The following is a 22,003-nucleotide window of genomic DNA, read 5'->3' on the forward strand; positions in this document are numbered from 1 at the left end:
ATTATTCTCTTGGGAATACCGGGAGGACACTAATAGTATCAATCCAGTATCAAGAGCCACAGCGACGGGCAAAAAAGCCTGTATTCATGCGGGTTTGCAACCTTTTGACGGTCATTCCCACTCGATGGTTGCCGGAGGCTTACTCGTGATGTCATAGCAGATGCGGTTGATACCCTGCACCTCGTTGACGATGCGCACAGAGATCTTATCCAGCACCTCGTAGGGGATACGGGCCCAGTCGGCGGTCATAAAGTCGCTGGTGGTCACAGCGCGGAGAGCCAGGGTATAGTCGTAGGTGCGGCCGTCACCCATAACGCCCACGGAGCGGGTGTTGGTAAGCACAGCGAAATACTGGTTGAGGTTCTTGTCCTCGCCGGCTTTGGCAATCTCATCCCGGAAGATGAAGTCGGCCTGGCGCAGAATGTCCGCCTTCTCCTTGGTGATGTCACCGATGATACGGATGGCAAGACCGGGACCGGGGAAGGGCTGACGGGACACCAGGTACTCAGGCAGTCCCAGCTCGCGGCCCAGCTGACGCACCTCGTCCTTGAAGAGCATACGCAGAGGCTCGATGATCTCCTGGAAGTCCACATAGTCGGGCAGGCCGCCCACGTTGTGGTGGCTCTTGATGACGGCGGCGTCACCGGCGCCCGACTCGATCACGTCGGGATAGATGGTGCCCTGAGCCAGGAAGTCCACCTTGCCGATCTTCTTGGCCTCTTCCTCAAAGACGCGGATAAACTCCTCGCCAATGATCTTACGCTTGCTCTCCGGGTCAGAGATTCCGGCCAGCTTGCCCAGGAAACGCTGCTCGGCGTCCACACGGACAAAGTTGATATCCCACTTGGAGAAGGCCTGCTCCACCTCGTCGCCCTCGTTGAGACGCATGAGGCCGTGGTCCACAAACACACAGGTGAGCTGGCTGCCTACCGCCTCGGCCAGCAGCGCGGCCACCACGGAGGAGTCCACACCGCCGCTGAGGGCCAGCAGCACCTTACCGCTGCCTACCTTCTCCCGTACCTGCTGGATAGCGGTCTTGCAGTAGTCCTCCATGGTCCAGTCACCGGCAGCGTGACACACCTCATAGAGGAAGTTGCGGATCATGGCGATGCCGTTCTCGGTGTGGTTGACCTCGGGGTGATACTGCACGCCGTAGAAGCCACGCTTCTCGTCGGCAATGGCCACGTTGGGGCAGGCGTCGGAGTGGGCAGTAAGGGCAAAGCCCTCAGGCACCTTGGCCATATAGTCGCCGTGGCTCATCCAGGAGATGCCCTCCTCAGGCAGTCCCCGGAAGAGCCTACAGGTGGTATCGTAGTAGGTCTTGGTCTTGCCGTACTCCCGGGCGGAGTCATCCTGGGCCTCGGTGACCTGACCGCCCAGAGCATGGGCCATGAGCTGGCAGCCGTAGCAGATACCCAGAATGGGTACACCCCAGGTAAAGATCTCCGGATCCACGTGGGGAGAGGTCTCCAGGTAGACGCTGTTGGGGCCGCCGGTAAAGATGATGCCGATGGGGTTCATGGCCTTCAGCTCCGCCAGAGGGGTGGTGTAGGGCTTTACTTCACAGTACACATTGCACTCCCGGACCCGGCGGGCGATCAGCTGGTTATACTGGCCGCCGAAATCCAGAACGATCACAGTCTGATGGGACATAACAACTTCCTTTCTTACGCTGGACGCTTTGCCCAGGTTTTACACATCTTTTACTCATTGTTCCTTGTTCCCGTTCGCCGCAAGGGCTATACTGAAACCATGCAGAAGAAAGGAGGGAACAGAATGGACTTTCATTGGGACGCCTCCGCCGATCTGGAGGATCTGATCTACGAGAACCAGGACGTATCCGCCAGCGAGCGGTAATCATATACCATCCAAAAGGCCGCACCGGAGGGTGTGGTTTTTTTCTGCCCTGCGGCAGCTCTCCCAAATAAAAGACCCATCCCCCGGCGAGTTTGGTCGCCGGGGGAATTGAGTTTTCAGCGAAAGAATTTCCGCCTTAGATCTTGGTGATGTCGATGGGCTTCAGGTCAACGCTGCGGCTCTGCTCCCGCACGGTGAGCACCGCACGGGCGGTGTCGATGGCGGTGACGCAGGTCACGCTGTGCTCCACGGCGGAGCGGCGGATCTTGAAGCCGTCGCTGTCGTGCTTGCGGCCCTTGGTGGGGGTGTTGATAATCATGTCCACCGTTCCGGAGGCGATCATATCCAGGATGTTGGGGTGGGACTGGGAGACGCGGTTGACCCGCTTGCAGGCGATGCCCGCCTCAGTGAGGGCATCGCAGGTGCCGGAGGTGGCAAAAATCTCAATGCCCATCTCCTCAAAGCCACGGGCAATGCCAACCATCTCGGCCTTGTCCTCGTCCTTGACGGTGACGATGACCCGGCTGCCGCGCTTGGGCACCTTCAGACCAGCACCCTTAAAGGCCTTCAGCAGAGCCTGGGGATAGGTCTCAGCCAGACCCAGCACCTCGCCGGTGGACTTCATCTCCGGGCCAAGGCCGGTGTCCACGTCGGTGAGCTTCTCGAAGGAGAAGACGGGAGCCTTGACGGCATAGTACTTGGCCTCGGGGTAGAGACCGGTGCCGTAGCCCAGGTCCTTCAGCTTCTGGCCCAGCATGACCTTGGTGGCCAGGTCAATAATGGGCACGCCGGTGACCTTGGAGATATAGGGGATGGTGCGGGAGGAACGGGGGTTGACCTCGATGACATAGATGTCGTCGTTGTAGAGGATATACTGGGCATTGATGAGGCCGATGACGCCCAGGTGCTTGGCCATGTTCTTGGTGTGCTTCAGGATAAGCTCACGGTGCTTGTCCTCCAGATTGATGGGAGGATACACAGCAATAGAGTCGCCGGAGTGCACGCCGGCGCGCTCCACGTGCTCCATGATGCCGGGGATGAGGATATCCTCGCCGTCGAACACGCCGTCCACTTCCAGCTCCCGACCCATCAGATACTTGTCGATGAGGATGGGGTGCTCCTGAACGGTCATGTTAATGATCTTCATGAACTCCTCAATATTGCGGTCGGAGTAGGCAATTTCCATGCCCTGGCCGCCCAGCACATAAGAGGGGCGCACCAGCACGGGATAGCCCAGCTCGTTGGCAGCCTTCAGAGCCTCCTGAGTGGTGTAGACGGTGCGGCCCTTGGCGCGGGGGATACCGCACTTCTCCAGGATCTCGTCAAAACGCTCCCGGTCCTCGGCGGCGTCTACGCCGTCGGAGGAGGTGCCCAGGATCTGCACGCCCATCTCGGTCAGAGCCTTGGCCAGCTTGATGGCGGTCTGTCCGCCGAACTGAACCACGGCGCCCCAGGGCTTCTCCTGCTCCACAATGTTCTGCACGTCCTCAGCGGTGAGGGGCTCAAAGTAGAGCTTATCGGCCACGTCGAAGTCAGTAGAGACAGTCTCAGGGTTGTTGTTAACGATGATGGTCTCATAGCCCAGGCGACGGAAGGCCCAGACGGAGTGGACGGAGCAGTAGTCAAACTCGATGCCCTGACCAATACGGATGGGGCCGGAGCCCAGCACCAACACCTTCTTGCGGTCGCTGCCGGTGTCGATGGCCTCGTTCTCTCCGTCGTAGGTGGAGTAGTAGTAGGGAGTCTCAGCGTCAAACTCGGCGGCGCAGGTATCCACCATCTTGAAGGAGGGGATGATACCGTACTTCTCCCGCAGAGCCTTTACCTCGGCCTGCTTCATGCTGCACAGGGTGCCGATATAGCTGTCGGCAAAGCACATCTCCTTGGCCCGCTTCAGGGTGTCGGCAGAGGGCACGCCCTTGCAGCGCTCCAGCTCATTCTCCATGTCGATGATGCGCTTGAAGCCGTCCAGGAACCACAGGTCCATCTTGGTGATGTGGTTGATCTTCTGGGGGGAGAAACCGCGGCGCAGAGCCTCAGCCACCACGAACAGACGCTCGTCGGTGACCTGGACCAGCAGGTCCTCGATCTCGTCGGTGTACAGGCCCTCCAGCTTGTCCAGCTTCAGGGCGCGGACGTTCAGCTCCAGAGAGCGGATGGCCTTCATCAGGGCACCCTCAAAGGAGTTGGCAATGGCCATAACCTCGCCGGTGGCCTTCATCTGAGTGCCCAGAGTACGGCTGGCGGTGGTGAACTTATCAAAGGGCAGGCGGGGAATCTTCAGGACGCAGTAGTCCAGGGTGGGCTCAAAGCAGGCGGTGGTCTTGCCGGTCACCGCGTTGGGGATCTCGTCCAGGGTGTAGCCCAGAGCGATCTTGGCAGCTACCTTAGCAATCGGGTAGCCGGTGGCCTTGGAAGCCAGAGCGGAGGAGCGGGACACACGGGGGTTGACCTCGATGACCGCATACTCAAAGCTGTCGGGGTTCAGAGCAAACTGACAGTTACAGCCGCCCTCGATCTCCAGGGCAGAGATGATATCCAGAGCGGCAGTACGCAGCATCTGGTACTCCTTGTTGGCCAGGGTCTGGGTGGGAGCCACCACGATGGAGTCGCCGGTGTGCACGCCCACAGGGTCAATGTTCTCCATGGAGCAGACGGTAATCACGTTGCCCGCGGAGTCACGCATGACCTCGAACTCGATCTCCTTCCAGCCGGCGATGCAGCGCTCGATGAGCACCTGGCCCACACGGCTCAGGTTGATGCCGCGGTCGGAGATCTCCCGCAGGGAGTACTCGTCGTAAGCAATGCCGCCGCCGGTGCCGCCCAGGGTGTAGGCGGGGCGAACAATGACAGGGTAGCCGATCTTCTCAGCAAAGGCCACGGCGTCCTCCACGCTCTCCACCACCTCAGAGGTGACGCAGGGCTGGTTGATGGACTCCATGCAGTCCTTGAAGCCCTGGCGGTCCTCCGCCTTGCGGATGGACTCGGGGCTGGTGCCCAGCAGCTTCACACCGTACTTGGCCAGGGTGCCGTTCTCATGGAGGGCCATGGCCAGGTTCAGGCCGGTCTGACCGCCCAGGGTGGGCAGGATGGAGTCGGGACGCTCCTTCTCAATGACCTGAGTGACGGAGGGGATGTTCAGAGGCTCGATATAGACGTGGTCAGCAATGTCCTTATCGGTCATAATGGTGGCGGGGTTGGAGTTGACCAACACCACCTCGATGCCCTCTTCCTTCAGGGCACGGCAGGCCTGGGTGCCGGCGTAGTCAAACTCAGCGGCCTGGCCGATGACGATGGGGCCGGAGCCCAGCACCAGTACTTTCTTAATTTCCGGATTCTTAGGCATTACTTGTCACCTCCCATGGAAGCGATGAAACGATCAAACAGATACTCAGTATCCTGAGGGCCGGGGCTGGCTTCAGGATGGAACTGGGTGGTAAAGCAGTTGGGGCGCTTGTAACGCAGGCCCTCACAGGTGCCGTCGTTGACGTTGATGTGGCTCACCTCAGCCACAGCAGGGTCCACGGAGTCGGCCAGCACCATATAGCCATGGTTCTGGCTGGTAATGAATACCCGCTTGGCCTCCAGATCCCGTACAGGGTGGTTGCCGCCGCGGTGGCCATAGGCCAGGCGGCCGGTCTTGGCGCCGGTGGCCAGCGCCATGAGCTGGTGGCCCAGGCACACGGCAAACAGGGGGATGTTGCTCTCATAGAGCTTCTTCACCTCGGCGATGATACCCACATTGTCGGCGGGGTCGCCAGGGCCGTTGGAGAGCATCACACCGTCAAAGCCTCCGGAGAGCACGGTCTCAGCGGGAGTGGTGGCGGGGAACACGGTGACATGGCAGCCCCGGCGACGCAGGCACTCGATCATGTTCTGCTTGACGCCGTAGTCCATCATGGCCACCTTATACTTCTCCTCGCCGTAAGCGGGGCAGTCCTCGGGCTCCTTGCGGGACACCCGCTCCACGGTGCCCTCCACCCGATAGGCCTTCAGCTTTTCCATAATCTCGGCCACATTAAAATGCTCCGCGCAGGTAATCATGCCATTCATGCTACCCTGGCTGCGGAGTATCTTGGTCAGCGCACGGGTATCCACACCTTCGATGCCCGTGATGTTATGTTTTTTCAAATAGCTGTCCAGGGTATCCTCGCAGCGGAAATTACTGCCCATGGGGGACAGATGACGTACCACAAAGGCCTCCGCCCAGGGGCGTCCGGACTCATTGTCCACACTGTTCACGCCGTAGTTTCCGATCAGAGGATAGGACATTACGATACCTTGCCCCGCATAAGAGGGGTCGGTCAGGATCTCCTGATATCCGGTCATGGAGGTGTTGAACACCATCTCACAGATCCGGTCGGAGGTGCTGCCGATGCTGGTCCCGGAAAATACGCTTCCGTTGGCCAAGATCAAAGTCGCTTTCATCAATTCTCTCACACGCCCTTCCGTTCCAGTTCACTTTTTTCTGTCGCAAAAACGCAATGCTCAAAGTGTTTCAAGCTATTGTATCGAAAATTCTTATACAATGCAAGAGGCATCTGTTATTTTTTTGAAATCTTTCTCCCTGCTTTTTTCCAAGGAATATCTGGCGCAAAATTTGGGCAAACTGGACAAACAATACTCGCCGGGAGGGAAGGAAATGTTTACCGGTTTTGTGCGCACGGTGATCTTATATCTGGTTTTGATCGTGGGCATCCGCCTGATGGGCAAGCGGCAGGTGGGGGAGCTGGAACCCTCGGAGCTGGTGCTGTCCCTGGTCATCGCTGACCTGGCTGCGGTACCCATGCAGGATTTCGGCATTCCCCTTTTGGCCGGAGTGATCCCCATCCTCACCCTGCTGTCCCTGACCATGATCCTCTCTGTGCTCACCATGAAGCACGTGGGCTTTCGCGCTCTGCTGTGCGGACGGCCCAGCGTGATCATCCGCCGGGGCAAGCTGGACCAGGGGGAAATGCGCCGCAACCGCCTGACGGTGGATGAGCTGATGGAGGAGCTGCGCTGCCAGGGCTACGCTGACCCCTCCGTGGTCTGGTACGCCATTTTGGAGACCAACGGGCAGCTTTCCGTCCTCCCCAAGGCCCAGGAAAAGCCCCCCACCCTGGCCCAGTTGGGCCAGAATCCAACCGAGTCCGGGCTTCCCCTGGTCCTCATCAGCGACGGGCATGTGCTGGAGCACAACCTTACCGCCCGGGGCGTGGACCGGAACTGGCTGGAAAAGGAGCTGGGGCGCCAGGGCTGCAGCGACCCCAGCGCCGTCTTTTTGATGACGCTGGATGAGACCGGCGGCGTCTATCTGGCGCCTAAACAGGAGGAATAAGATGAAACGGCTTTGGATGGCGGTCCTTCTTCTGGCCGCGCTGTTGTCTTTGTGTCTGGTCAACGCCTGGTATTCCCTCACCCTCACCCGGCAGCTGTCTGAGCAGCTGGACCAGGCCCAGGCCCTGGTGGAGCAAGACCAGTGGGATCAGGCCCGCTCCATCACTCAGGAGGTTTACGACAGCTGGAACGGCCACCACTTTTACCTGCATGTCTTTCTGCGCCACTCGGACACCGACCAGATACTGCGCACCTTCCGCCAGGTGATCCAGTACCTGGATTTGGAGGAGCTGGACCAGTACGCCGCCGCCAATGCGGACCTGGTGGCCCAGCTGGAGCTGCTCTCCGAGATGGAGCAGCCCAGTCTGGTCAATATTTTATAAAACAAGAGGACGGCTCAGACAGAACCGTCCTCTTGTGTTTTCGATTTGATTATTCCACCGTGACACTCTTGGCCAGGTTCCGGGGCTTATCAATGTCGCAGCCCCGCATCAAAGCCACATAGTAGGCAAACAGCTGCATGGGGATGACCTCCAGGGAGGGCAGGAACATGGGGTTGACCTCCGGGATGGTCATGGCGCTGTCCACCAGGCTCTCCAGAGCCTCTTTGTGGTTTTCGCAGGCGATGCCGATCACGTCGGCTCCCCGGGCCTTGACCTCCTTGACGTTGCTCATGAGCTTTTCAAACAGCTCGTTCCACCCCGCCAGAGCTACCACCAGGGTGCCGTCCTCAATGAGGGAGATGGTGCCGTGCTTGAGCTCACCGGCGGCGTAGGCCTCGGAGTGGATGTAGGAGATCTCCTTGAGCTTCAGGGAACCCTCCAGGCCCACGGCGTAGTCGATGTTGCGGCCGATAAAGAAGACCGAGTTGTGGTTAAAGTAGATGGAGGCGTAGTACTGGATCTTCTCCGTGTCCTTCAGAATGGCCTCCGCCTTGGCAGGCAGAGCGCGCAGCTCCTCTACCAGAACGCTGTACTCCTCCTTGGTCACCCGGCCCAGCAGGTCGGCAAAATAGAGACCCAGCAGATAGACCACCGCCAGCTGGGTGGAGTAGGCCTTGGTGGTAGCCACGGCGATCTCTGGCCCGGCCCAGGTATAGAGCACGTCGTCCGACTCCCGGGCGATGGTGGAGCCCACCACGTTGACGATGGACAAAATCCGAGCGCCCAGCCGCTTGGCCTCCCGCATGGCGGCCAGGGTGTCGATGGTCTCACCCGACTGGCTGATGACCAACGCCAGGGTATGTTTGGTCACAATGGGGGCGCAGTACCGGAACTCAGAGGCCAGGGTGACCTCCACCGGGATGCGCAGCAGCCGCTCCAAAATGTACTTGGCGGCCATACCCACGTGGTAGGAGGAACCGCAGGCAATGACGTACAGCCGGTCCAGGTCCTCCAGTTCCTCCTTGGTGATGGTCACATCGTCCAGCACCACTTTGCCGTCCCGCAGGCGGGGAGAGATGGTGTCCCGGATGGCCTTGGGCTGCTCCATGATCTCCTTGAACATGAAGTGCTCATAGCCGCCCTTTTCCGCCGCTGAGATCTCCCAATCCACGTGGGAGGTCTCCTTCTCCACCGGCTGGACCAGGGAGTTATACACCTTGACTCCATCCGGGGTGAGCACCGCCATCTCGCCGTCATCCAGGTAGCAGACCTCCCGGGTGTAGCGGATCAGGGCGGTAACGTCGCTGGCCAGCATGGTAAAGCCCTGGCCCAGGCCCAGGATCAGGGGGGAGTCCTTCCGCACCGCCACCAGCTTATCCGGCTCGTCGGCGCACACAATGCCCAGGGCATAAGCCCCCTGAATCCGGTGGAGCACCTTGGACACCGCGTCCAACAGGTCCCCCTTGTAGTAGTAGTCCAGCAGCTGGGCCACCACCTCGGTGTCGGTCTCCGAGACGAATTGGACCCCCTTGGACTCCAGGAATTTCTTTAACTTTGCGTAGTTTTCAATGATACCGTTGTGTACCACCGCCATGCGGCCGGACTGGCTCACCTGGGGGTGGGAGTTTACGTCGTTGGGGGCTCCGTGGGTGGCCCAGCGGGTGTGGCCCACTCCCATCAGTCCGGGGACGTCCTGCCCCTCCCGGGTCAGGTCCCGCAGTACCTGGAGACGGCCCTTGGCCTTCACTACCTGCAAGCCCTTTTCTGCATCATACACCGCCAGGCCCGCCGAGTCATAGCCCCGGTACTCCAGCCTGGACAGCCCATCCAGCAAAATAGGGGCTGCCTGTTCCTTGCCGATAAAACCAACGATTCCACACATATTGACTGTTCCTCCTAAAACTTGGATCTGGAGGACAAACTCGCAGCCATTTGAACCTCGTTATCCGGTCCCAGCCCTTCTGTTTTGCGGTCACCCGCATATTTGTAGGCTGAGTACGCGCCCGGACCGGGCACGGAAGGGCATCCGCCGAATTTACGGGACAGAGTTCTGTCCTTTCGATACTCCCTTCTCCTCGTCGTCCTGCCCATATAGGACAGGCGCTGGCGCTTTGTGATGGGATCGCCCCATAGCCTCCTTTCTCTCTGCGATATGGTATAAAAAAGCGCAGTGCGCCTTTTTATCAAAGCATTCTCCGGTCCTCCGGATTGATGGACCGGATGGGACGGCAGGGGTTACCCACTGCCAGTACGTTTTCCGGGATATCCCGACTGACCACACTGCCCGCACCGATCACCGACCCGGAGCCGATCGTCACCCCGGGCAGCACCACCACGTTGCCCCCGATCCACACGTTGTCGCCTACGGTGATGGGTTTTGCAAACTCCAGCATAGCGTTGCGGGTGGGATAGTCCAGGGGGTGTCCGGCAGTATAGAAGCCGCAGTTGGGGGCGATGAACACATTGTCCCCGAACGTCACCGGGGCGCAGTCCAGGATGACGCAGTTGTAGTTGGCAAAGAAGTTCTCGCCCACCTGGATGTAGCTGCCATAGTCACAGCGAAACTGAGGATTGATGGCGCAGTTCTTCCCCACCTTGCCAAGCAGCTGCCGCAGCACTTCCATACGCAGCTCCGTCTCTGCCATGGGCAGGGCGTTGAGCTGTCGGCACAGCAGGTCGGCCCGGTGCCGCGCGGCATTCAGTTCGGGTTCATCCGCACAGTAGAGCTGCCCGGACAACATTTTCTCTCGCTCTGTCATCCTTTTCCATCTCCTTCACGGGATGTTATCCTGAAAAACAGACCTATTATAGCGGCCATCCCGCCCCTCGTAAAGAGAATTTAACGAAAAATAATTTTTATTTTGATTTCTTTATGAAATACGTTTTCAGTCCTATCCCAACAAAAACACCGCCCTTCCAGCATTCGGAAGAGCGGTGTCTTTTGTATTTTTATTTGGCTTACCGGCCCAGCATGGTACGGATGCGGGCCACGGCCTCCTTGGTAGCGTCGGCATCGCCGAAGGCGGTGAGGCGGATATACCCCTCGCCGCTGGGACCAAAGCCCGCGCCGGGGGTGGTGACCACGTTGGCCTCCTTCAGCAGCTTGTCAAAGAACTCCCAGGAGCCCATGCCGTCGGGGGTCTTGAGCCAGATGTATGGGGCGTTCACGCCGCCAAAGCAGGTCAGACCCGCCTCGGTCAGGCCCTCCCGGATGACCCGGGCGTTCTCCTGGTAATAGGCGATGGTCTCCTTGATCTGGCGCTGGCCCTCCTCGGTGTAGACGGCAGCGGCGCCCCGCTGGATCACATAGGGCACGCCGTTGAACTTGGTGCACTGGCGGCGGTTCCACAGGGCGTTGAGCTTGGCCCCGTCCCGCTCCAGCTCCATGGGTACCACGGTGTAGGCGCAGCGGTTGCCGGTGAAGCCGGCGGTCTTGGAGAAGGACCGGAACTCGATGGCGCAGGTGCGGGCCCCCTCGATCTCATAGATGGTGTGGGGCACGTCGTCCTGGGTGATGAAAGCCTCGTAAGCGGAGTCGTAGAGGATGACAGCCTTATTTTCATTGGCGTAGTCCACCCAGGCCTTCAGCTGCTCCTTGGTAGCCACGGTGCCGGTGGGGTTGTTGGGGAAGCACAGGTAGATCATATCCACCTTCTCCTGGGGGATCTGGGGGGTAAACCCGTTCTCCTCCACGCAGGGCATGTAGACCAGCTTGGACCACTTGCCCAGCTCCTCCTGGAAGTCACCGGCCCGGCCGGCCATGGCATTGGTATCCACATACACGGGATAGACGGGGTCACACACGGCTACCACGTTGTCGGCGCCGAAGATGTCGCCGATGTTGCCGCAGTCGCTCTTGGCGCCGTCGGAGACAAAGATCTCGTTGGGCTTGATATCCACGCCCCGGGCGGCATAGTCGGTCTTGGCAATGGCCTCCCGCAGGAAATCGTAGCCCTGCTCGGGACCGTAGCCGTGGAAGCCCTCAAAGGTGCCCATCTCATCCACTGCCTTGTGCATGGCTTCGATGACAGCGGGGGCCAGAGGCCGGGTCACGTCACCGATGCCCAGACGGATCATCTTGGCCTCGGGGTGCTCGGCGGTGTAAGCGGCCAGACGGCGGGCGATCTCAGAAAACAGATAGCTGCCGGGCAGCTTGAGGAAATTTTGGTTCACTTTGGTCATAGCGTACCGCTCCTTTGTGCCGTAAGGGCAAAGTTTCATGGTTGATATTATCCCCGATGCTCCCCCGGTTGTCAATCTAAATTTCCCCCTGGAACACGGTGCAGGCCGGGCCGGTCAACAGGATACGGCCGCTCTCCCGCTCCCACTCCACCTTCAGCTCGCCCCCGGGCAGCGCCACTGTGGCCCGCCGGTCACTCTGTCCGGACTTGACCGCCGCCGCCAGCACCGCGCAAGCTCCCGTCCCGCAGGCCAGGGTGGGGCCGCTCCCCCGCTCCCACACCCGCACCCGCAGCCGGTCCCGGGCCTCCACGGCTGCAAACTCCATGTTCCATTCCCCGGGAAAGGCCGGGTCCCGCCCCAGAGCCGCCCCCCGCACCTCCAGATCAATTTCCTCCGGTTCCGGGCAGAAAATGACCCCGTGGGGATTGCCCATGTCCACCGGATACACCGTCTCCCCCTGCACCTCCAGCGGCGGACTCAGTTTAGGCTCTCCCATATCCACCGTGACCTCCCGCACCTGTCCCCCCAGCACATGCAGGCGGAGAAACCGGGGTCCGGCGTCAGTATCGATGGTCAGGCAGGTCTTTCGGGTCAGGCCGTTATCGTACACGTATTTGCCTACGCACCGGATGCCGTTGCCGCACATGGCCCCCCGGGAACCGTCGGCGTTGTACATCTCCATGGTAAAATCCCCTTCCCGGCCCGGCCGGATGCAGATGAGCCCGTCCGCCCCCACCCCAAAGTGGCGGTCCGACAGCCTCACCGCCAGCCCCGGCAGGTCCTCCGGGACCTCTTTGAGGCAGTTCAAATAGATATAGTCATTTCCCAGACCCTCCATTTTGGTAAAGCGCATGCCCGCTCCTTTCCCGCTCAGCCCCTCCGGGCAGCACACGCCCGGACCTACACCGGAAAGCATATGCCCCCTCGCCCCCTCTTAGCACCCGCCCGCCGCTCCCCTCCTGTTTTCCCGTCCTTTTTCCTCTTTTGTGAATTTTCCCACATCCGCCCCCAGCTGATTTGGAAAGTTTGTCGCAATCCAAACTTGAAAAATTGCGGTTTGGGTAGTATCGTATTATTATTATTCGGGCGCGGCCTCAGGACCGCACCACACTACGGAAAGTGGGGCAAGGACGTCCACCCTGGGCGGTCTTGTCTTCTTTTTTACCCCGGCACCGCCAAAATCAGAGGAAAGGGTTTGAGACAATGAGCGATAAAATCACGGAGATCTTTGGCTCCAACGTGTTCAGCACCTCGGTCATGCAGGAGCGTCTGCCTAAGAAGGTCTTTGCTGAAGTCATGGACGTGATGGAACACGGCGGCAACATCAGCATCGCCACTGCCGACATCGTGGCCAACGCCATGAAGGATTGGGCTGTTGAGAAGGGCGCCACCCACTACACCCACTGGTTCCAGCCTCTTACCGGCATCACCGCCGAGAAGCACGACGCCTTTATGACCCGCCCCGAGGACAGCAAGACTCTCCTGCAGCTCACCGGCAAGCAGCTCATCATGGGCGAGTCCGACGCCTCCTCCTTCCCCTCCGGCGGCCTGCGCTCCACCCACTACGCCCGGGGCTACACCGCCTGGGATATGACCTCCCCCGCCTTTGTCAAGGAGATGACTGCCGGCACCATCCTGTGCATCCCCACCATCTTTGTCTCCTATAACGGTGAGGCGCTGGACAAAAAGACCCCCCTGCTGCGCTCCATGGAGGCCATCAACACCCAGGGTCTGCGCATCCTGCGTCTGTTCGGCAACACCCAGGCCCAGAAGGTCTTCCCCTCGGTCGGCCCTGAGCAGGAATACTTCCTGGTAGACCGTGAGAAATATCTCAACCGCCGGGACCTCATCTACACCGGCCGCACCCTCTTCGGTGCTCCCGCCCCCAAGGGCCAGGAGCTGGACGACCAGTACTTCGGCGTCATCCGTGAGCGGGTGGGCGACTTCATGTCCGACCTGAACCAGGAGCTGTGGAAGCTGGGCATCCCCGCCGTCACCCAGCACAATGAGGTGGCCCCCGCCCAGCACGAGATGGCCCCCATCTACACCATGTGCAACCTGGCCGTGGACCAGAACCAGCTGACCATGGAGACCATGAAGCGGGTAGCCACCCGTCACGGTCTGGTGTGCCTGCTCCACGAGAAGCCCTTTGCCGGCGTCAACGGCAGCGGCAAGCACAACAACTGGTCCATCGGCACCGACACCGGTGAGAACCTGCTGGACCCCGGCGACACCCCCAACGAGAATCTCCAGTTCCTGCTGGTCCTCTCCTGCATCATGAAGGCCGTGGACGTCCACGCCGACCTGCTGCGCCAGTCCGCCTCCTGTGTGGGCAACGAGCATCGTCTGGGCGGCCAGGAGGCTCCCCCCGCCATCATCTCCATCTTCCTGGGCGACCAGCTGGAGAGCGTAGTGGAGCAGATCGTCTCCAACGCAGACTCCATCAAGCTGCTGGCTACCGGCAAGCTGGACTCCGGCGTATCCACCGTCCCTGTTCTCAACCGTGACGCCACCGACCGCAACCGCACCACTCCCTTCGCCTTCACCGGCAACAAGTTCGAGTTCCGCATGGTGGGCTCTTCCGACTCCATCGCCGACGCCAACACCACCCTCAACGCCATTGTGGCCGAGGCGCTGTGTCAGGCCGCTGATGAGCTGGAAGCTGCCGACGACTTCTCTACCGCCTGCATGCAGGTCATCCACCGCAACATGACCGAGCATCAGCGCATCATCTTCAACGGCGACGGCTACTCTGAGGAGTGGGTCCAGGAGGCCGCCCGCCGCGGTCTGCCCAACCTGCCCTCCCTGGTGGACGCGGTGCCCGCGCTCACCACCCAGAAGGCTATCAACCTGTTCACCCGCTTTGGCATCTACACACCCCAGGAGCTGGAGGCCCGGGCTGAGATCATGTACGAGACCTACATCAAGGTCATCAAGATCGAAGCCAACACTATGATCCATATGGCCGCCAAGCACTACATCCCCGCTGTCATCCACTACACCACCCGCCTGGCTCAGTCCATCAACGCCGTGGCCTCCGCCTGTCCTCAGGCCGAGTTGTCGGTGCAGCGCAAGCTGCTGCAGGAGGTAAGCCGCTACCTGGCCGACGCCTCCACCGCTCTGGAGCAGCTCAAGCCCCTGATGGGCCGGGTAGACTCCATCGACGGGGTCAAGGAGATGGCTCTGGCCTACCACGACGCGGTGGTGCCCGCCATGGACGCCCTGCGCTACCCCATCGACACCCTGGAGCTGATGGTGGACAAATCCATCTGGCCTGTCCCCACCTACGGCGATCTGATGTTTGAGGTTTAAAAGGATATAACAAAATTGCCCGCCAGCCGGCGGGCAATTTTTTATGGGCATTTTTCCTTTCCAGCCTTTTTCTCGTATCGTCCCTTCTTTTTCGACACAGTCTAGGCTGGGAGGTGATCCACGTTGGAAGACAGCGAAGCACTTTTGCGTTTTATTCACAAAAATGCCGCCATGGGCGTCGGCACTCTGCCCCAGGCTCTCTCTCTGCCTCAGAGCCGGGCTATGACCTCCGCCCTTCAAGACCAGCTGCGGGAGTACCGCTCCATCGCCGCCCGGTCCCAGAGCTACGCCAAGGGGAAGGGTCTTCATCTGAAAGGTCCGGGCAGTGCCGCGCTGACCATGTCGGGGATGATGCTCCGGGCCCAGACCGCTCTGGACCCCTCTACTTCCAAGCTGGCGGAGATGATGATCCAGGGCAGCACCATGGGTACGGTGGAGATGACCCGGCGTCTGCATCAGCTCTCGGATCAGTCTGACCCGGAACTGGTCTCGCTGGGCCGGCAGCTCTTACAGACAGAAGAACAAAACATTCAACAAATGAAGCGCTTTTTGTGAAAAAACTGCCCGCGGCCAGGCCGCGGGCAGTTTTCATTCTTATTTGTCCTTCAGCAGTTTGTTGAGCTCCTGCATAAAGGTATTGATGTCCTTGAACTGACGATAGACCGAGGCAAAGCGTACATAGGCCACCTCGTCCACCTTTTTCAGGCGCTCCATCACCAGCTCGCCGATCTGGGCGGAGCTGACCTCCCGCTCCATCTCGTTTTGCAGCTTCTGCTCGATCTCGTTGACGATGCCCTCCAGGGTCCCCACCGACACCGGCCGCTTCTCACAGGCCCGGATCAAACCGCCCATGACCTTGTTGCGGTCAAAACTCTGGCGGCTGCCGTCCCGCTTGACCACCACCAAGGGCAGGCTCTCCACCGTCTCATAGGTGGTAAACCGCTTATGGCAGGACAGGCACTCCCGGCGGCGGCGGATGCTGGCTCCCTCCTCGGCGGGGCGGGAATCCACCACTTTACTCTCCAGATAGGCGCAATAGGGGCATTTCATTGGCAGTTCCTCCCAATTCAGGCGTCTTTGTTTTAGTGTAGCACATTTTTTCCTGCTGTGGTAGTCCCCACCGAAATTTATTTTCTTCTCCGGTGCTGTTTTTCTTCTCTGGGACATACCAGTGGAGTGGAGGTGACGCCATGTCCGTCCTGCACACACTGACTCAGCATCTCTGGTGCCCCTGGCTGCTGGGGGGCTTTCTGCTCACCGGGCTGGTCTACTCTTTTGGTTCGGGGTTTTTCCCCTTTTTCCACGCCCGGCTGTGGCTAGGTACTACGCTGGGCAGTCTGTTTCATCCCACCAAGGCGAAAAAAGGAGGCGGCCTGTCCTCTCTTCAGGCCCTGGCCACTGCCCTGGCCTCCACCATGGGGACGGGCAGTATCGCCGGGGTGGCCGCCGCCCTGTGTCTGGGCGGTCCGGGGGCAGTCTTTTGGATGTGGGTATCCGCCCTGCTGGGGATGATGACCAGCTGCGGGGAAAAGCTGCTGTCTGTGCGCTACCAGCGCATAGCTCCCGGCGGCGGCCGCCAGGGCGGTCCTATGTTCTATCTGCGGGATGGGGTGGGCTCTCCCCTGCTGGCGGTCTGGTTCTCTCTGGCCTGTCTCCCTGCCACGTTGGCTGGGGGCGGGATGGTTCAGTCAGGTTCCATCGCCGCCTCCCTCCACGGGGCATTTGGCTGGCCGTCCCTGGCCATCGGCCTGGGCACCGCCGCTGCGGCGGGGATGATCCTTACCGGCGGCCTGGGCCGCATCGCCCGGGTATCCCAGGCTCTGGTCCCCGCCATGGCCCTGCTTTATCTGGGCGGAGGCGCGCTGGTGCTGCTGCTGCGCTGGCAGCAGGTGCCCCAGGCTCTCTCTCTGATTTTCCGCTGCGCCCTCACACCTGAGGCTGCGCTGGGAGGCGGTCTGGGCTGGACAGCGGCGGAGGCTCTGCGCCACGGGGTAGCCCGGGGAGTGTTCACCAATGAGGCGGGTTTGGGCACCTCCGCCATGGCCCACGGCGCCGCCGAAGTGGATTACCCCGCCCGTCAGGGCATGTGGGGCATTTTTGAGGTGTTCTTCGCTACCCTGCTCACTTGTACCCTCACCGCCCTGGTCATTCTGGTGGGGGGCGTGTACCAGCCAGAGACAGTACTCTCTCAGCTACGTCAGGGCACGCTTCCCGACTGGGCTTTGGGGGTCCCCCTCACTGCCCGCTCCTTTTCCGCCGTACTGGGGGAGGCAGGGGCATGGATCGTTTGGATCAGCCTGCTGCTGTTTGCCTTCTCCTCCATTCTCGGCTGGAGCTACTACGGCCAGCAGAGCCTGCGCTTCCTCACCGGCGGAGACCGCCTCCTCCCCCTGTACCGTGCTGTCTTTTTGGGATGTGTAGTCCTGGGGGCCTGCGGGAACAGCGCAGGCCTTTGGCAGCTGGTGGACCTGTGCAACGCCCTGATGGCCATTCCCAACCTGCTAGCTCTGCTTCTGCTGGCTCCTCAAGCCCTGCGTCTGCTGCAGCAATGGGTTCAGCAACAAAATACCCCGGTGTGACATGTCACACCGGGGCATTTTGCTTTGTTTAATCCAAGCAGAACATGGGGCGGGCCTCGTCAAACAGGTCCACCATACCGCAGTAGTTGAGGGTCTCATAGGTCTCCAGCCACTGCTGCTGTTCCTCATTGAGCTCCTCCCGTTCCAGATACTCCCCATCTGCCGTGAGGATCCCCACCGGGGTGATGGCAGGCATCTCCTCATAGAGTTGAGAGAGGAAGTTCATGAAACCGGTCAGCGGCATCCCTGTCAGCTGGCCGGTGAGTACGCCCAGATAGTTGGGGCTGATCATTAACCCCTCCTGCTCCTCAATATCATAGTTGGTCCAGATAAAGAAGGGGACCTGGTACTGCTGCATCACCTCTTCGGTGGTACGCTCCGAGAGAGGCTTTCCGTAGAGTTTTTCATAAAACGCGTTTTTCAGAGGCGGCTGGTGATCGCCGAAGAAGACGATCATAGTGGGCTCACTGCTCTGTTCATAGTGGGCCACCAGCTGCTCCAGCGCCTGGTCGCTCTCCAGCACCAGAGATAAGTACTGCTCCGAGGAGTAGTCCGCCTGACGCAGCTCATCGGATACCGTCACTGTTTTCTCCAGGTTGTTCCAGCCCTGGGCGTAGCTGCTGTGATTCTGCATGGTGACGTTAAAGATGAAGTTGGGGTCTCCCTGCTCCGCATCGGTGATCTGGAAGATGGTCTCATAGTCCGACTGGTCGGAGATGTAGTTGCGGATAAGATAGGCGTTGTCCACGTCCTCCTGGTAGAGCTGGTTATCAAAGCGCATGTTGTTATACACGATGGGCCGGTTCCATCCCGAGGACTTATAGGGGTGAAAGGCGGTAGTTTCATAGCCGTTCACTCCAAACAGGGATGCCAGGGAGGGCATCCCTTCTTTGGTGTAGAGCTGGTAGGCTACTGTGTGGGGAGGCTGGAAGATAGTGGAGAACCCGGTGAGGTATTCAAACTCCACGCTGGCAGTACCTCCTCCGGTGACGGGGGAGTACATCCAGCCTTTAATGGTGTTCTCACTGAGGGAGTGGAGGAAGGGGGTGGGGTCCTGAGAGACCTCCAGATTGTCAAAGATGGTCAGGTCGGAGAAGGACTCATTCATGACCACAATGATATTGATGGGCTTGGTCGTGTCCACATTTTCTTCCACACCGGGGTACTCGTCCATCAGTTTCAGCACAAGGTCATGGCTGTAATCATCGGGCTTATCCACCGAGCTATACCGCAGGGCCACCGTGAAATTCAGGAGAAAGCCGTTGGCCTGGGTGACCCACTGCTGGGTATAGATCCCCAGGGCAGGCAGCATGCCGGTAAAGAAGAAGGCAAAAGAGTAGCCGATGCAGAAAACCCAGCCCACGATTCCCACCGGCAGAGGCAGCTTGTCCCGCTTGGGCTGAGGCTGGCACATCCACACCAGAAACAGGTAAGCCACCAGCAGCACCGCCGCCTGCTCCATATAGGTATCAATGGAAAAGTCAAAGGCGTCGGCCACATTGGCCGCCGTCTTCCAGCTGGCCACATCGGCAGGAAACAAAATGCGGCCCCGGAAGCGCAGCACATAGTGGTTTACCAGTCCAATCACAAAACTCAGGCAGATGGCCAGTCCGGATGCCCGGCGGCGGCGCCCCAGCACCAGCCGGCACACAAAGAACAGGATGTAATACCAGACCAGATTCATCAGCACCTGCCAGGCCTGCAGGTCGGAAAACACATCGTTCTGGTTGAGGATCTCCACCATCCAGAAGGCTGCCCAGGGTCCCAGCAGGAATACCAGTCTGGACATCCATTTCCATGGCTGGCTGCGCAAGTCGGCCACCAGCCGCGGGAACGTATCGCGGTACAATAAAGCTCTCATAGGATCTCCTTTGGCGGTCTGAACCGCCTGTGGTATCAAAGCGGCAGTTCCATTGCGCTGCCGCTACCTTTTAGAATAAAACTTTTCAAAAATTTTGCAAGATATTTTCCGGAATTTCACTCTTGTCCTGTTAGACGCAAACGGAGCGGGAAGGTTTCCTTCCCGCTCCCATTTTTTCTTTATTTGCTGTAAATCCGGGCAACCCGGGGGCTGAGCTGGGCAGTCAGTCCGCAGCCCTCGTCCTCTCCCACCAGCAGGGCCACCTCCTGAGAGGCCAGCAGGTTTCCCTGTTCGTCCCAGCCAAACAGGGTCACCGGGTCGCCCACCCGGCAGGGAATACCGGTGACGTCCACCAGAGTCTGATCCATGCAGCAGGCCATCAGCCGGCCCCGCTCTCCTCCTACCAGCACCGGCCCATGGACCCGTACCAGCTCTTCACTGAGCCCGTCGCCGTATCCCACAGCGATGGTAGCCACAGTGGAGTCCCGCTCCAGAAATACCTTTCCGCCGTAACCCAGGGGCGAGCCGGCCTGGAGAGTACGAAGGCCGGTGATCCAGGTGCGCCAGGTGGCCGTTTCACTCACCCGTCCGGTGGGCTGAGTGGGGTGGTCCATGTACAGCCGCCGGCCGATGCGCACCCCGTCCAGCCGGTACTGGGGGAACTGCTCATGGGCAGCGCTGGCCGAAATGTGCCGCAGGGGGATCTCCATTCCTCCCGCCTGCAGCTGCTCCACACCTTCCAGAAACAGCTCATACTGCTGCTGGGTCCGCTCTGTGTCCTCCAGGTCGGCAAAGTGGCTGAAGGCGCCCATGATCTGGAAATGATTCCGGGTGCTTCGCCACTCCTCCAGCAGATGGGCCAGCTCCGCCCCTGGCATTACGCCGGTGCGGTTGAGCCCGGTCTCGATCTTGATTTGAATTTTTACCCGCCGGCCTGCCGACTGTCCCAGCAGTGCCAGCACCGGAAGAAGCTCCAGCCGCCCCACCGACAGCGTGAGGTCCAGCTCCACCGCTGCGCGCAGCAAATGGGCGGGCACACCGCCCAGGATCAGGATCTCCCGGGTGATGCCCGCCTGGCGCAGAGCCGCGCCCTCCCCCACCTGGGCCACCGCTAGAGTGGTGATCTGGGGAAATTCCTCCATAACATGGCCCATGGCCTCCAGCCCCAGGCCATAGGCGTTATCCTTCAGCACAGGGATCAGCTGCGCTCCCTGCAGCTCTTCCAGAACGGTAGCCACATTGCGCCGTACTCGTTTCATATCCACAGATAAAATCGAATCATTCAAAATAATATTCATTTTTCTTTCTGTCTCCCTCTCGCCGAACAAACCTCCGTCCCCCGGTGATCTGCCCCATTCCTCGAAAGATTTTTTTATTGTCACCTGATTATATCCTCTTTTTCTCCCTGTTTCAACCGGAAATTACCGCTCCGTGTCATTTGTGCTAAAAAAATTTATTCCAGCGCTCACTTTTTGCATAGTTATCTATTGACGTTGAATATTTTTCGGTGGTATACTCTTACACAACCTATCCAAGCCCGGTGGGCCTGGATGAATGGTATGTAAAGGAGATTATGCAAAATGAAAAAGAATGTTCTTGCTCTGTCCCTGGCTTTGGCCCTGGGTCTTGGGCTGACCGCTTGTTCCAGCAGCAACAGCGGTTCCGCTTCTAATTCTGGCTCCAACACCGATACCTCCGGCTCCCAGAGCAGCACCAGCGGCTCCAACACCGGCGCTGAGAAGCTGGTCCTGGGCACCTCCGCTGACTATCCTCCCTTCGAGTTCCACGTCCTTCAGGACGGCGAGGACAAGATCGTGGGTATCGACGTGTTCCTGGCCCAGCAGATTGCCGAGGATATGGGCGCTGAGCTGGAGATCAGCGACATGGACTTTGACATGCTGCTCAACCTGATGAACAAGGGTGATGTGGACATGGTCATCGCCGCCATGGAGCTCAAGGATGACCGTGCTGCCGCCGCTGACTACTCCGACCCCTACTACACCGATGAGGCTCCCCTCATTGTTGTGAGAAAGGCTGACCTGGATCAGTACAAGACCCTGGAGGACTTCTCCGGCAAGACCGTGGGCGCCCAGACCGGCACCACCAAGGCTGACATCGTCCTGGGCACCGATCCCGAGAAGCCCCACATGACCGATGTGCAGGACCTGCTGCTGCCCAAGGTCACCGATCTGATTGCTCAGCTCCAGTTTGAGAAGTGCGACGCCGTGGTTCTGGACGCCGCTGTGGCTCAGAAGTACGTAGCCTCCAACGACGAGCTGGCCATCGTCGAGAGCATCGACCTGGGTGAGGCCGCTGAGCCCTACCGTGTGTGGGTTGCCAAGGGCGATCCCAAGGGTCTGCTGCCCTCCATCAATGAGACCATCGCCAAGGTGACTGCCGAGGGCGGCGCTATGACCGACTTCATCGAGCAGGCCAACGATCTGGTTTCTCAGGCTCAGTAAATTCTTTTCGGTCTATCTGCCGTGCACAGCCGCATTTGCGGCTTTTCA

General features: G+C 59.8%; 16 protein-coding genes. 6 read left to right on the forward strand and 10 right to left on the reverse strand.

Features of this window, described 5'->3' with window-relative positions:
* Nucleotides 1–111 precede the first annotated feature (111 nt).
* From guaA to ACLTXB_RS16155, 3 genes are all read right to left on the reverse strand, one after another.
* Entirely contained in the window at nucleotides 112–1,653 is a 1,542-nt protein-coding gene (guaA, locus tag ACLTXB_RS16145; protein WP_428227681.1) for a glutamine-hydrolyzing GMP synthase, read from the reverse strand.
* Between the two features lie 340 nt (nucleotides 1,654–1,993).
* Entirely contained in the window at nucleotides 1,994–5,203 is a 3,210-nt protein-coding gene (gene carB, locus ACLTXB_RS16150; RefSeq protein ID WP_428227682.1) for a carbamoyl-phosphate synthase large subunit, read from the reverse strand.
* On the reverse strand, nucleotides 5,203–6,285 hold the full coding sequence (locus tag ACLTXB_RS16155; protein WP_020989928.1) for a carbamoyl phosphate synthase small subunit: 1,083 nt from the start codon (nucleotides 6,283–6,285) through the stop codon (nucleotides 5,203–5,205). The genes carB and ACLTXB_RS16155 overlap by 1 nt, the downstream gene beginning before the upstream one ends.
* A 214-nt stretch (nucleotides 6,286–6,499) precedes the next feature.
* Between ACLTXB_RS16155 and ACLTXB_RS16160 the strand changes: the two genes are divergently transcribed.
* Nucleotides 6,500–7,177, forward strand: a complete 678-nt coding sequence (locus tag ACLTXB_RS16160; RefSeq protein ID WP_428227683.1) for a DUF421 domain-containing protein — start codon at nucleotides 6,500–6,502, stop codon at nucleotides 7,175–7,177.
* A 1-nt stretch (nucleotide 7,178) separates the two neighbouring features.
* Nucleotides 7,179–7,559 carry a DUF4363 family protein gene (locus tag ACLTXB_RS16165; protein WP_191905318.1) on the forward strand — a complete coding sequence of 127 codons (381 nt, stop codon included), beginning with the start codon at nucleotides 7,179–7,181 and terminating at the stop codon, nucleotides 7,557–7,559.
* Nucleotides 7,560–7,608: 49 nt separating this feature from the next.
* Here the strand turns inward: ACLTXB_RS16165 and glmS are convergent, their stop codons facing one another.
* The 4 genes from glmS to dapF all read right to left on the reverse strand — a co-directional run bounded on the left by glmS (nucleotide 7,609) and on the right by dapF (nucleotide 12,594).
* The gene (gene glmS / locus ACLTXB_RS16170; RefSeq protein WP_235395913.1) at nucleotides 7,609–9,441 is read right to left on the reverse strand and encodes a glutamine--fructose-6-phosphate transaminase (isomerizing); all 1,833 of its coding nucleotides are present in this window, start codon (nucleotides 9,439–9,441) and stop codon (nucleotides 7,609–7,611) included.
* A 301-nt stretch (nucleotides 9,442–9,742) separates the two neighbouring features.
* Nucleotides 9,743–10,318, reverse strand: coding sequence for a sugar O-acetyltransferase (locus ACLTXB_RS16175; RefSeq protein WP_008981795.1), 576 nt, complete (start codon nucleotides 10,316–10,318; stop codon nucleotides 9,743–9,745).
* 199 nt (nucleotides 10,319–10,517) lie between these two features.
* Nucleotides 10,518–11,741 (reverse strand): LL-diaminopimelate aminotransferase, encoded by a 1,224-nt coding sequence (locus ACLTXB_RS16180; protein ID WP_008981794.1) that lies wholly within the window; start codon nucleotides 11,739–11,741, stop codon nucleotides 10,518–10,520.
* Nucleotides 11,742–11,817: 76 nt separating this feature from the next.
* Nucleotides 11,818–12,594, reverse strand: coding sequence for a diaminopimelate epimerase (gene dapF / locus ACLTXB_RS16185; RefSeq protein WP_428227689.1), 777 nt, complete (start codon nucleotides 12,592–12,594; stop codon nucleotides 11,818–11,820).
* A 350-nt stretch (nucleotides 12,595–12,944) separates the two neighbouring features.
* Here dapF and ACLTXB_RS16190 point away from each other — a divergent pair, with 350 nt between their 5' ends.
* Both ACLTXB_RS16190 and ACLTXB_RS16195 read left to right on the forward strand, forming a co-directional pair.
* The gene (locus ACLTXB_RS16190) at nucleotides 12,945–15,053 is read left to right on the forward strand and encodes a glutamine synthetase III (protein ID WP_008981792.1); all 2,109 of its coding nucleotides are present in this window, start codon (nucleotides 12,945–12,947) and stop codon (nucleotides 15,051–15,053) included.
* A gap of 144 nt (nucleotides 15,054–15,197) precedes the next feature.
* The gene (locus tag ACLTXB_RS16195; protein ID WP_428227684.1) at nucleotides 15,198–15,608 is read left to right on the forward strand and encodes a hypothetical protein; all 411 of its coding nucleotides are present in this window, start codon (nucleotides 15,198–15,200) and stop codon (nucleotides 15,606–15,608) included.
* Nucleotides 15,609–15,647: 39 nt separating this feature from the next.
* On the opposite strand, the gene nrdR is transcribed toward ACLTXB_RS16195, so the two are convergent.
* The gene (gene nrdR / locus ACLTXB_RS16200; RefSeq protein WP_008981790.1) at nucleotides 15,648–16,103 is read right to left on the reverse strand and encodes a transcriptional regulator NrdR; all 456 of its coding nucleotides are present in this window, start codon (nucleotides 16,101–16,103) and stop codon (nucleotides 15,648–15,650) included.
* Nucleotides 16,104–16,243: 140 nt separating this feature from the next.
* On the opposite strand from nrdR, the gene ACLTXB_RS16205 reads away from it, so the two are divergent.
* Nucleotides 16,244–17,632 carry an alanine/glycine:cation symporter family protein gene (locus ACLTXB_RS16205; protein WP_428227685.1) on the forward strand — a complete coding sequence of 463 codons (1,389 nt, stop codon included), beginning with the start codon at nucleotides 16,244–16,246 and terminating at the stop codon, nucleotides 17,630–17,632.
* A gap of 28 nt (nucleotides 17,633–17,660) precedes the next feature.
* Here the strand turns inward: ACLTXB_RS16205 and ACLTXB_RS16210 are convergent, their stop codons facing one another.
* Complete coding sequence (locus tag ACLTXB_RS16210) at nucleotides 17,661–19,493, reverse strand: LTA synthase family protein (protein ID WP_428227686.1); 1,833 nt, start codon at nucleotides 19,491–19,493, stop codon at nucleotides 17,661–17,663.
* 179 nt (nucleotides 19,494–19,672) lie between these two features.
* Complete coding sequence (gene alr / locus ACLTXB_RS16215) at nucleotides 19,673–20,791, reverse strand: alanine racemase (protein WP_428227687.1); 1,119 nt, start codon at nucleotides 20,789–20,791, stop codon at nucleotides 19,673–19,675.
* A gap of 282 nt (nucleotides 20,792–21,073) precedes the next feature.
* Here alr and ACLTXB_RS16220 point away from each other — a divergent pair, with 282 nt between their 5' ends.
* On the forward strand, nucleotides 21,074–21,955 hold the full coding sequence (locus ACLTXB_RS16220; RefSeq protein WP_428227688.1) for a transporter substrate-binding domain-containing protein: 882 nt from the start codon (nucleotides 21,074–21,076) through the stop codon (nucleotides 21,953–21,955).
* Nucleotides 21,956–22,003: the final 48 nt, after the last annotated feature.

The sequence above is a fragment of the Flintibacter sp. genome, assembly GCF_046973065.1.

What these genes read in the sequence shown, in the direction of transcription:
- guaA (WP_428227681.1), bottom strand. Translation starts at nt 1,653, where the DNA reads ATGTCCCATCAGACTGTGATCGTTCTGGATTTCGGCGGCCAGTATAAC.
- carB (WP_428227682.1), bottom strand. Translation starts at nt 5,203, where the DNA reads ATGCCTAAGAATCCGGAAATTAAGAAAGTACTGGTGCTGGGCTCCGGC.
- ACLTXB_RS16155 (WP_020989928.1), bottom strand. Translation starts at nt 6,285, where the DNA reads ATGAAAGCGACTTTGATCTTGGCCAACGGAAGCGTATTTTCCGGGACC.
- ACLTXB_RS16160 (WP_428227683.1), top strand. Translation starts at nt 6,500, where the DNA reads ATGTTTACCGGTTTTGTGCGCACGGTGATCTTATATCTGGTTTTGATC.
- ACLTXB_RS16165 (WP_191905318.1), top strand. Translation starts at nt 7,179, where the DNA reads ATGAAACGGCTTTGGATGGCGGTCCTTCTTCTGGCCGCGCTGTTGTCT.
- glmS (WP_235395913.1), bottom strand. Translation starts at nt 9,441, where the DNA reads ATGTGTGGAATCGTTGGTTTTATCGGCAAGGAACAGGCAGCCCCTATT.
- ACLTXB_RS16175 (WP_008981795.1), bottom strand. Translation starts at nt 10,318, where the DNA reads ATGACAGAGCGAGAGAAAATGTTGTCCGGGCAGCTCTACTGTGCGGAT.
- ACLTXB_RS16180 (WP_008981794.1), bottom strand. Translation starts at nt 11,741, where the DNA reads ATGACCAAAGTGAACCAAAATTTCCTCAAGCTGCCCGGCAGCTATCTG.
- dapF (WP_428227689.1), bottom strand. Translation starts at nt 12,594, where the DNA reads ATGCGCTTTACCAAAATGGAGGGTCTGGGAAATGACTATATCTATTTG.
- ACLTXB_RS16190 (WP_008981792.1), top strand. Translation starts at nt 12,945, where the DNA reads ATGAGCGATAAAATCACGGAGATCTTTGGCTCCAACGTGTTCAGCACC.
- nrdR (WP_008981790.1), bottom strand. Translation starts at nt 16,103, where the DNA reads ATGAAATGCCCCTATTGCGCCTATCTGGAGAGTAAAGTGGTGGATTCC.
- ACLTXB_RS16205 (WP_428227685.1), top strand. Translation starts at nt 16,244, where the DNA reads ATGTCCGTCCTGCACACACTGACTCAGCATCTCTGGTGCCCCTGGCTG.
- ACLTXB_RS16210 (WP_428227686.1), bottom strand. Translation starts at nt 19,493, where the DNA reads ATGAGAGCTTTATTGTACCGCGATACGTTCCCGCGGCTGGTGGCCGAC.
- alr (WP_428227687.1), bottom strand. Translation starts at nt 20,791, where the DNA reads ATGAATATTATTTTGAATGATTCGATTTTATCTGTGGATATGAAACGA.
- ACLTXB_RS16220 (WP_428227688.1), top strand. Translation starts at nt 21,074, where the DNA reads ATGAAAAAGAATGTTCTTGCTCTGTCCCTGGCTTTGGCCCTGGGTCTT.